The sequence below is a fragment of the Streptomyces sp. RP5T genome, assembly GCF_003933965.1.
GTDB lineage: Bacteria > Actinomycetota > Actinomycetes > Streptomycetales > Streptomycetaceae > Streptomyces.
This window is the reverse complement of sequence record NZ_RSAJ01000321.1, coordinates 1-9,562: the sequence shown is the minus strand read 5'-3', so window position 1 is coordinate 9,562 and position 9,562 is coordinate 1. Positions and strand designations below refer to the sequence as shown.

Below are 9,562 nucleotides of genomic sequence, written 5' to 3'. Positions count from 1 at the left end.
CCCTCGTCCGGTGGCCTCCCCTTCACCGACGCCGCCGAGCAACTCGCCAGCACCGGCCCCGCCGTGGCCGCCGCCGTTCTCGGTACCGCCGCCCTCCTCCTGGTCACCGCGGGCGCCGTTCTCCGGGCCCGCGGCCGCCGCTGACCCCGGAGCTTCGGGTACCTGTCCCCAACCGGCCATTCCCTCAAGATCCGGCCACTGTCTAGGCTGGGGCCGACGCAGCACGGCGTACACGCGTACGGCAGGAGATCCCGCACATGGCAGACCGCAAGCCCATCGATTCGTGGCTCACCGACATGGACGGTGTACTCATCCACGAGGGCGTACCGATCCCCGGCGCCGACGCCTTCCTCAAGAAGCTCCGCGAGTCCGGCAAGCCGTTCCTGGTGCTGACCAACAACTCCATCTACACCCCGCGTGACCTGCACGCCCGCCTGCGCCGCATGGGCCTGGACGTCCCGATCGAGAACATCTGGACGTCCGCCCTGGCCACCGCGCAGTTCCTGGACGACCAGCGCCCCGAGGGGACGGCGTACGTCATCGGCGAGGCGGGTCTGACCACCGCCCTGCACGACATCGGCTACATCCTCACCGACCACGAGCCGGACTACGTCGTCCTCGGAGAGACCCGTACCTACTCCTTCGAGGCCATGACCAAGGCGGTCCGGCTCATCAACGACGGCGCCCGTTTCATCTGCACCAACCCCGACGAGACCGGCCCCTCCGCCGAGGGCGCGCTGCCCGCCACGGGTGCCGTCGCCGCCCTGATCACCAAGGCGACCGGCAAGCAGCCGTACTTCGCGGGCAAGCCCAACCCGCTCATGATGCGCACCGGTCTCAACACGATCGGCGCGCACTCCGAGAGCAGCGCGATGATCGGCGACCGCATGGACACCGACGTCCTGGCCGGCATGGAGGCCGGCATGCAGACCTTCCTGGTGCTCACCGGCCTGACCCGGCCCGAGCAGGTCGAGGACTTCCCGTACCGGCCCTCGAAGGTCGTCGACTCCATCGCGGACCTCGTCGACCGGATCTGAGGCCGGCGGCCTGACCCGAACGGAGCAACGCGCCGCCCTCCCGGAGTGCGGGCCCGGGGCGGCGGGGGGAGTCTCCAGATATCTGGAGGTTCACGATGGGTTCACTACGTCTCACGCTCTGTACCGGCGCCCTGGCTGTCGTCGCCCTCGCCCCGGCCGCACAGGCCGCGGACGGCCGCGAAGTCTCGGTGACCCCGTCGACCCCCGCCGCCGGCGCCGACCTCTCGCTGCGGGTGACCGGCTGCGAGGGGAGGACGGCCACCGCCGTCTCGGCCGCGTTCGTCGCGGACGCCCGGCTGACGGGCGCCGGCGGCAGCCTCGCCGGCGAGACCCGCGTCCGCTCCTCGATCGAGCCCGGCCCCTACGACGTGAAGATCACCTGTGCCGACGTCGAGGTGCAGGGCAGGATCACCGTCGCGGCGGACGGGGGCGGCGCCGCCCCGGCGTCCCCCGCCGCCCCCGTCGACGCGGGCGGCGGCTGGACCGCCACCCACCTCTCCGCCATGGAACCCCACGTGGCCGGCCCCGGCACCGGTCACGCCGTGACGGGCCTGGTGCTCGCCGGGGTCGCGGCGACGGCCGTCGTGCTGCGCCGCAGCCGTCGGAGCCGCGAGGCGGACTGAGCCACGATGCCCTTCCGCATCCCGCGCCGGAAGAAGGCCGACCGAGCCCGCACCGGGCGGCTGCCGGCCGTCGTGACCTGGGTGGTCCTGCTGCTCGGACTGTGGCTGTGGGGGCGCGAGGTCACCGACGTGGGGCACGGCCTGTCCGCGCCGGCCACCGGTGACGTCGCCGCCCTCGGGCGCCCCGGGGACGCCGAACTGCCGCCCGCCGCAAGGCCGTTGACGGGTGCCCGCCCGCAGCGCCTCGACATCCCGGCGCTGCGGGTGCAGGCGCCCGTGGTGGCCCGCGGCCTGGACGCGCGGGGCGCCCCGGACCCGCCGCCCTTCGACCAGCCCGGAGTCGTCGGCTGGTACGCGGCCGGCGCGAAACCCGGGGCCGCCGGGACCGCGCTGATGGTGGGACACGTCGACACCGAGACCCGGCCGGCCGTCTTCCACCGGATCAGCACGCTCCAGCCGGGCGGGACGATCCGGGTGATCCGCGACGACGGCAGGGTCGCCGAGTTCACCGTCGAGGACGTGCGGGTCCTCAGCCGCGAGGACTTCGACGCCCGCCAGGCCTACGGACCACGTGAGCGAGGCCGCGCCGAACTGCGCCTGATCACCTGCGGCGGCACCTTCGACCGGGCGAGCCGCAAGTACACGGCCAACGTGATCGTCTCGGCGTATCTGACCGGCACCGGCCTCTGAGAACGCGCACCAACCTGGCCCGGTCGGCGACCCGCTCCCCCCGAAGCCGCCGACCGGGCTGGTCCTCGACCGCACGCGCTCGGGCTGCGGGAGTAACCCGGCGGCGCGGGAGGCCTGGGAGGCTCGGTGGTGATGACTCGGCCAGGGGCTGGGGCCGTATACCTATGAGAAGACTCTAGAACGGATGAGCGCTCGGGCCTAGAGTCCGGCTGACGCCAAGTCCCGGTTCGTGGCTCTCCGTCATACGTCCTGGTGGTTCAGGGGTCTACGCGGGTCCGTCAGCGTCCGCGTCGATCTCGCGGCGCAGCTCGACGCCGTCCTCGACGCCCTCGATGACCGTGCTCGCCACCTGGTCCAGGGGCAGCCGGTGGCGTCGCGCGTACTGCCGCAGCGCCCTGAACGCCCGGTCGGCGGGGACGCTCCAGCGCTCCGCGAGCATCCCCTTGGCCTGCTCGATGCGGACCCGGCTGGACAGGGCTTGCTGCAACTGACCGGACAACGTGCGGTACTGCGCGTAGGTGTGACGGTTCTGCAGACCGAGGGCGGCCGCGTCCGCGAGGGCCTGCGCGACCTGGAGCTCGCCGGTGACGTCGTCGGCCGGGGTGGTGTCGGGGAGGGTGGGCGCGAACACGTTGAGGGCGCCCAGCAGGTGGTCGCGGCGGCGCAGCGGGACCGCGAAGGTCGTCACGATGTCGTGCCCGAGGGCCCGTTCGGTGAAGTCGGGCCAGCGGGCGTCCGCGTGGGCGACCCGGATGGAGACGGGCGGTACGGGCCGTCCCGAGCCGTAGCTGTCCAGGCACGGGCCGCCGCCGTGCTGCGCCTCCAGCAGGTCCAGCGCCACCCGCTCGTGCCGGCTGCTGGCGGCCAGCGACACCGACCGGCCGCCGTCGATGAGCATCACCCCGGCCGCCCGCGCGTGCAGCAGCTCCACACAGCGGTCGGAGACCCGTTGTAAGTACCGGGTGGCCTCGAAGCCGTCGACGAGGGTGTCCGCCGCCTCCACCAGTGCCGAGGCCAGCCGGATCTCCCTGGTGGCGTACCGCATCGCTGAGCACTCTCCTTCGTCGACGAGCGCCCCCGCAGGGCGCGCAGTACCCCGACCTTCGGGGCTGTAACAGCTCCTGGACAAGGCTCGGGCGAGCTCGTGGGCGGCGCGACCGGTGTGTCACGATTGAGACTTGCCATGGTGCACCCAGGGGGGAATTGGATGTACGTCAGCAGGGGGGCCAGGAGGGCGGCCCGCGTACGGGCTTCGGCCGCGGTGCTGGGGGCGGCACTGCTGCTCGCCGCGTGTTCGTCGTCGAAGGATCCGGAGAAGGAGGGCGACGGGGACAAGGCCGGTGCGGGGATCACCCAGCAGCCCAAGGAGGCCGACCCGTTCTGGGTCAACCCGGACGGCAACGCGGCCAGGCAGGTCGCTGCCTATCTGAAGAGCGGCAAGGACGACGAGGCGGAACAGATCCGCAGGATCGCCCAGCAGCCCACGGGGGAGTGGATCGGCCCGGAGAACCCGGAGCAGGAGGCGCGCGGCTTCACCGAGGCCGCCGACAAGGCCGGCCGTACGGCCCTGCTCGTCCTCTACAACATTCCGCACCGCGACTGCGGCCAGTACTCCCAGGGCGGTGCCGCGGACGGCAACGCCTACCGGGCCTGGATCGACGGCGTGGCCGCGGGCATCGGCGACCGTTCGGCGACGGTGATCCTCGAACCGGACGCGGTTCTGCACCTGGTCGACGGCTGCACCAAGGACGAGTTCCACGAGGAGCGCTACGACCTGCTCACCGGCGCCGTCGAGAAGCTCAAGTCGCTGAAGAACACCAAGGTCTACCTGGACGCGGGCAACGCGGGCTGGGGCCACCCCGACCAGATCTTCGAACCCCTGCGGTGGGCCGGCATCGCCAAGGCAGACGGCTTCTCGGTGAACGTCTCCAACTTCTACTCCACCCAGGACTCCATCGCCTACGGCAAGCAGCTCTCCGCCAAGGTCGGCAACAAGCACTTCGTCATCGACACCAGCCGCAACGGCAACGGCCCGTACAAGGACGGCGACGAGAACGAACGCTGGTGCAACCCGCCGGGCAGGGCCCTGGGAGAGACCCCGACCATAAAGACGGCGGACCCGTTGGTGGACGCGTACCTCTGGGTCAAGCGCCCGGGTGAGTCGGACGGCGAGTGCAAGGGCGGCCCGAAGGCGGGGCAGTGGTGGCCGACCTACGCCTTGAAGCTGGCAGAGGGTTCAACGCCCTAGGGGCGCGGGGGAACTGAGCGACAAGCCACAGCGCTCCCGCGCCCGAAGGACAACCTGCGGGAGCGCTACGGCACCCGGACCCACTGAGCCTTGCTCGGCGTCCCCTGATCGTCATCGACGAACAGCATGTACCATCCCGACTGCACCAGGTTCCTGTTCTCCGGCACCGTCACCTTCACCTTGTCCCCGGAGACCGTGAACTTCAGCTCGACGGACCGCTGATCCACGTCCGTCACATGCGTCGACGCGCTGGGCCGGATCAACCGCACCTTCTTGATCACGGACGCCTGCGGAGAGGTGAACGTCCCCGAAGCCCCCCGCGCGATCGTCTGCGGCCCCCCGGACAGCGAGGGCCGGGAGCCCCGGTACAGATAGGGCGGGGTGTAGATCTCGATCCGCTGCTCGAAGGTGCCCGGCTTGGTGTTCGCCTTGTCCCCGTACAGCGAGTCCGACCCGAAGAACATCACCCGCCCGTCCGGCAGCAGCAGTGACCCGGAGTGGTAGTTGCGCCCCACCAGCGGGTCGGCCACCGACTCGAACGTGTTGGTGTCCGGGTGGTACAGCCGGGCCTGGAGGATGTTGGAGTCGCCGCGCCCGCGGTAGTCCTCCGACCCGCCGGACACCAGCACGGTGTCGTCGGGAAGGATCGACGCCTGCGGATACCGCGTCCCCTTCTCCAGCGTGGGCCCGTCCACGAACTTCGGGCTGTCGGCCTTCATGTCCACGATCCGGGTCCGGTTGCTGGAGAGCTTGGACTCGCCGACCCCGCCGCCCCCGATCACCATGAACTTCTCGTCCTGCGCCGGAGGCAGCAGCACGGTCCCGGAGGTCTCCATCCGGTCGGCGTCGCTGAGCCCGGGGATCTTCGTGAACTTGTTGCTGTCCACGTCCCAGACGCCCGGTTCCCGCCCGACGTTGTCCGGCCCGTATCCCGCGTTCGACCCCGAGTAGAAGACCTTGCCGTTCTGCATGAGGAACAGCGCGGGGTAGGTCGGGAACTGCCGGATCCTCGACGTGTACGTCCACTTCCTGGTCTTCGGGTCGAAGACCTCGTTCTTGCCGGGGACCAGCTGACCGATGTCGTCGAGCCCGGAGACGCTCAGGACCTTCCCGTCGCTCAGGGTGGTGAGCGTCGGGTACCAGCGGGCCTCCTTCATCGGGTCGACCTTGATGTACTTCTCGGCGACCGGGTCGAACTCGAAGGCGTCCCGGATCCCCTGGAAGTCCTTCTTGTCGAGCGCCAGCTTCTGCGCGATCCCGTACGTGTTGCGCGCGTCCGTCCCGGTCAGGCCCTGGATCCGGTAGTTGTCCTGGGTGCCGGTCTCGTACTTGGCGCCGCTCTTCTGCGCCTCGACGTAGATGCGCCCCAGCCCGGGGTCGTTGCGCAGGAACTCCCCGGTCGCCTTGTCGAAGACCTTCGTGGCCCGCTCCACGACGACCGGGTCCTTGGACACGAACGTCCTGCCGTTCTGCTTGCCGGTGAACTTGGTGCCCGCCGGCAGGGTGATCGGCCGGTCCGGGTTCTCATTGTGGACGATCATCAGGCCGCCGGCCTTGGTGACGTCCCCCTTGAGCTTCTCGTACCGCTTGGTGCCGCCGGCGATCAGCAGATTGCCGTTCGCCAACTGGGTGTGCCCGGTGCAGAACAGGTCGCTCGGCGTGGGCACCTTCTTGATCGTGCCCTTGACCGGGTCCCAGATCCGGGTGTCGAACCTCTTCGCGTCGAAGTTGTCCTGGTTGTTCCCGGAGCCCGCCACCAGCAGCACCTTGCCGGTGCGCAGCAGCGCCGCGTGGATGGTGTTCTGCCGGTACTCCTCGGGGAAGTCGACGATCTCCCACTTGCCGTTCTCGGCTTTGTACTCGGGCTTGTTGATTTTGTACTGGTGGTATTTCTGCGTCCCGAAGCGGTACAGCCACGGGCCGTTCATCCCGGCCAGCGCGAGCACCACCGCCGTACCGATCGCGAGTCGACGGGCGCGGCGGCGGCCTGCACGGTCGTTCATTCCTTACGTCCCCCAAGTCCACCAAGGGCGATCTGCATGGTCTGGTCGTTGCCCCCGTCGTCCGCGGTGCCCGGCGCGGAAGCGGCGGCCCAGGTCGGCCGGTGGGCCGGCCCATGCGGGGCAGCGGTGTGCTGGGCCGGCATCGGCTGCGGCTGGTGCGCCGGGGTCTGAGCCGGTACGACCGGTCCCTGCGGCTGCTCGGCGGACGCGGCGGGCTTCTTCTTCGCCTGGCGCAGCATGTGCCGCCAGGTGAGGATCGGCGTCGCGGTGATCAGCATGGCGAAGGTCGCCCAGGTGATCATCGCGGGGTGCGAGTGCCCGAGGGCGATACCGGCGGCGATCGAGCCGCCGAAGATCGCGATGAAGTACCAGTGGTAGCGGAAGGTGCCGAACCACCGGTCGGGGCTGGCCGAGTCGCCCTTGGGCGTGACCACGAACTTGCTCTTGCGCCGCAGCACCGAGTCGATGAGCGCCTTCGCGTACAGCGGGGCGGACAGCGCCGACATGACCATGCCCGCGACACCGCCGGAGCCCTCGGGCTCGTGCGGCGAGACGTTGTGCCGGCGGTTCCAGATGTAGAGGCCGATCTGGAGCGCGGAGGCGTTGCCGTAGAGCATCAGCCACACGGTCGGGTCGATGTTCACACCCGAGGCGCCCAGGCCCAGGAACAGCGCGCAACTCAGCGCCGCGAGGATCCAGTTGAGGGCGGACATCGGGTAGAAGATGATCATCATGGTGTAGTTGAAGAGCTTGCTCGGCGGCAGCGAGTACCAGCCCTTCCAGTACTGCTTGAGGATCGTCTCGTAGGTCCCGCGCGACCAGCGCATCTGCTGGGTGAAGAAGTCCGTCCAGGCGCTCGGGCCCTCACCGACCGCGAGCACGTCCGGGGTGTAGACCGAGCGCCACTTCCGGCCGGTGGCCGGGTTCTTGTGACGGTGGATCTCGAAACCGGTCGCCATGTCCTCGGTGATCGAGTCGTACAGGCCGCCGATCTGCTTGAGCGCCTTGATGCGCACGGCGTTGGACGTGCCCACGAACATCGGGGCGCCGTACTTGTTGCCGGCGCGCTGGATCAGCGCGTGGAAGAGGAACTGCTGGGACTCGGCGGCCTTGGTGACGAAGTTGTCGTAGTTGCCGTAGACCTGCGGGCCGATCACGAAGCCGATGTCCGGGTCGCGGAAGAAGCCGAGCATCCGCTCCAGGTAGTTGGGCAGCGGCACGTGGTCGGTGTCCACGGAGGCGAAGAAGTCGTACTGGTCGCCGTGCGCGTCCAGCCAGGCGTTGTAGTTGCCGTGCTTGGTCTTGGCGCGGTGCGGGCCCTTGGGCTGGTTCCACTTCTCGATGCCCTTGCGGGAGAAGTGGTGCACACCGAGGCGCGCGCAGACCTCCTTGACCGCCGGGTCGTCGCCCTCGTCCAGGAGCCAGACGTGCATGAGGCCGCGGTGGCGGATCCGCACCGCGGCTTCCAGGGTCTTCGTCACCATCTCCAGCGGCTCCTTGCCGGGCACGAAGGAGGTGAGGAAGGCCACTCTGGTGCCGGTCTCGGGCACCACCGGGATCGGGTCCCGGGCGACCAGGGTGGCGTGCGCGTTGGACAGGACGTTCATGCAGCGGAAGAACTCGATCAGGCCGATCGAGACGAGCATGACGATGTCCAGGGCCGGCAGCCACGAGAAGGCCGGGTAGTCGCGCTCGGTCCAGTGCTCGGGCTGGAGCAGCCAGGCCAGCAGGACCAGGGAGAGCAGCGGGGCCGCGGCGAGCATCAGGGCGACCCGGATGCGGTGCGGCTCCTGCGAGATCAACGAGCGGTACTGCACCTTGTACGGCCGGCCCGGGTCGGGCTGGGTGAGAGGGCCGGCCAGTCTGCTGTAGTGCTCGTAGTCGTACTTCGGAAGCGTCTTCTTTATCCGGCGCAGTGTGCCGGTCCGATGTGAAGGCAGCCTGAGCTGTGTGGTGTCGGACGGGTCGAAATTCTGCCGGGCGCCCGTCGGCGTCGACGTCATGAGTCATCCCCCCACACGCGGACGGGTCCGCGTGTTGTCGTTTCCTTACGTCTGCTCCAGTCCCCCTCGACCTTCACAGACGTATCAGTGGTGGGCCGCAGTCACCACAATCCTCACAGCATTAGACAGGTAACAGCGACCTTCCGGTTGCAGACGCCCCCTCCGGCATCCTCAGTGGCGGGTCCCCTTTTCCCCGCAACACCGGCAACCGTCTCCTTGCCCCCCAACTGCCGCGTATACGCAGCATCTTGAAAACCAGGGTTCTACGGTGCTCATCATGATCGCAAGATGCGAAACGCGGTGTTTACCGGTCATACGCGTTCATTGTGGCCCCTGTGGGGGCCTCGGCCGCCAGGGACGTCCCGCGCGCCCGAACACCGCAGGCCCCCCGCCGGAGCGGGGGGCCTGCAGTCGTCTGTGCGCCGCCAGGGACTCGAACCCCGGACCCGCTGATGCTGCGTCTTCCCGGGGGGTGACCCCCGGCCCCCCAGCCGCCTCTGCACATCCCTCAATGCCGAAGGCCCCCCGCTTCCACGGGGGGCCTTCGTTGCCTGTGCGCCGCCAGGGACTCGAACCCCGGACCCGCTGATTAAGAGTCAGCTGCTCTAACCAACTGAGCTAGCGGCGCCCGCTGACCTGCACAACTCTACCCGACGCTCGGGGGTGCTCCGGGTCGGCGTACATCATTCGGACCGTCAGCATGCGCACACGGGCGACAGTTGAGAAACTGGCGAATGTGCACAGTTGCGGACATTTCTATCTGGAGTGTGAGGGGCAGCGCATGGAGACTCCGGTGTTCGAGGAGATCGACCCCGCAAGCGACTGCGACTGCCCCGGATGCGTCCACTGGCGGCGCGTCCTGCCCCGATCGACCGGCGGCCACCCCGCCGCCGCCCGGGCCATGATCGTCGCCGCCGCGGCCTCCACCGCTTTCGGTACGGTCCACGCGGCCCCGGCC

Annotated in this window: 7 protein-coding genes and 1 tRNA gene; 4 read left to right on the top strand and 4 right to left on the bottom strand. The window is 69.5% G+C overall.

The features are described 5' to 3' along the window. The first annotated feature begins 257 nt into the window (after positions 1 to 257). From EHS43_RS27950 to EHS43_RS27940, 3 genes are all read left to right on the top strand, one after another. Positions 258 to 1,037 carry an HAD-IIA family hydrolase gene (locus EHS43_RS27950; RefSeq protein ID WP_053853155.1) on the top strand — a complete coding sequence of 260 codons (780 nt, stop codon included), beginning with the start codon at positions 258 to 260 and terminating at the stop codon, positions 1,035 to 1,037. A gap of 95 nt (positions 1,038 to 1,132) precedes the next feature. Further along, the gene (locus EHS43_RS27945) at positions 1,133 to 1,660 is read left to right on the top strand and encodes a hypothetical protein (RefSeq protein WP_125193514.1); all 528 of its coding nucleotides are present in this window, start codon (positions 1,133 to 1,135) and stop codon (positions 1,658 to 1,660) included. A 6-nt stretch (positions 1,661 to 1,666) separates the two neighbouring features. Further along, the gene (locus tag EHS43_RS27940; RefSeq protein ID WP_125193513.1) at positions 1,667 to 2,350 is read left to right on the top strand and encodes a class F sortase; all 684 of its coding nucleotides are present in this window, start codon (positions 1,667 to 1,669) and stop codon (positions 2,348 to 2,350) included. A 265-nt stretch (positions 2,351 to 2,615) separates the two neighbouring features. On the opposite strand, the gene EHS43_RS27935 is transcribed toward EHS43_RS27940, so the two are convergent. Next, a complete protein-coding gene (locus tag EHS43_RS27935; protein ID WP_125193512.1) occupies positions 2,616 to 3,395 on the bottom strand; it encodes a GAF and ANTAR domain-containing protein in 780 nt (259 codons plus the stop codon). A gap of 162 nt (positions 3,396 to 3,557) precedes the next feature. Between EHS43_RS27935 and EHS43_RS27930 the strand changes: the two genes are divergently transcribed. Next, positions 3,558 to 4,598 (top strand): glycoside hydrolase family 6 protein, encoded by a 1,041-nt coding sequence (locus EHS43_RS27930; protein WP_125193511.1) that lies wholly within the window; start codon positions 3,558 to 3,560, stop codon positions 4,596 to 4,598. Positions 4,599 to 4,663: 65 nt separating this feature from the next. Here the strand turns inward: EHS43_RS27930 and EHS43_RS27925 are convergent, their stop codons facing one another. The 3 genes from EHS43_RS27925 to EHS43_RS27915 all read right to left on the bottom strand — a co-directional run bounded on the left by EHS43_RS27925 (position 4,664) and on the right by EHS43_RS27915 (position 9,232). After that, the gene (locus EHS43_RS27925; protein WP_125193510.1) at positions 4,664 to 6,601 is read right to left on the bottom strand and encodes a kelch motif-containing protein; all 1,938 of its coding nucleotides are present in this window, start codon (positions 6,599 to 6,601) and stop codon (positions 4,664 to 4,666) included. Then, positions 6,598 to 8,604 (bottom strand): glycosyltransferase family 2 protein, encoded by a 2,007-nt coding sequence (locus EHS43_RS27920; protein WP_125193509.1) that lies wholly within the window; start codon positions 8,602 to 8,604, stop codon positions 6,598 to 6,600. The genes EHS43_RS27925 and EHS43_RS27920 overlap by 4 nt, the downstream gene beginning before the upstream one ends. A 554-nt stretch (positions 8,605 to 9,158) precedes the next feature. After that, positions 9,159 to 9,232, bottom strand: a tRNA-Lys gene (locus EHS43_RS27915). Between the last annotated feature and the right edge of the window lie 330 nt (positions 9,233 to 9,562).

Coding starts and splice junctions, on each gene's coding strand:
- EHS43_RS27950 (WP_053853155.1), top strand. CDS start 258: ATGGCAGACCGCAAGCCCATCGATTCGTGGCTCACCGACATGGACGGT.
- EHS43_RS27945 (WP_125193514.1), top strand. CDS start 1,133: ATGGGTTCACTACGTCTCACGCTCTGTACCGGCGCCCTGGCTGTCGTC.
- EHS43_RS27940 (WP_125193513.1), top strand. CDS start 1,667: ATGCCCTTCCGCATCCCGCGCCGGAAGAAGGCCGACCGAGCCCGCACC.
- EHS43_RS27935 (WP_125193512.1), bottom strand. CDS start 3,395: ATGCGGTACGCCACCAGGGAGATCCGGCTGGCCTCGGCACTGGTGGAG.
- EHS43_RS27930 (WP_125193511.1), top strand. CDS start 3,558: ATGTACGTCAGCAGGGGGGCCAGGAGGGCGGCCCGCGTACGGGCTTCG.
- EHS43_RS27925 (WP_125193510.1), bottom strand. CDS start 6,601: ATGAACGACCGTGCAGGCCGCCGCCGCGCCCGTCGACTCGCGATCGGT.
- EHS43_RS27920 (WP_125193509.1), bottom strand. CDS start 8,604: ATGACGTCGACGCCGACGGGCGCCCGGCAGAATTTCGACCCGTCCGAC.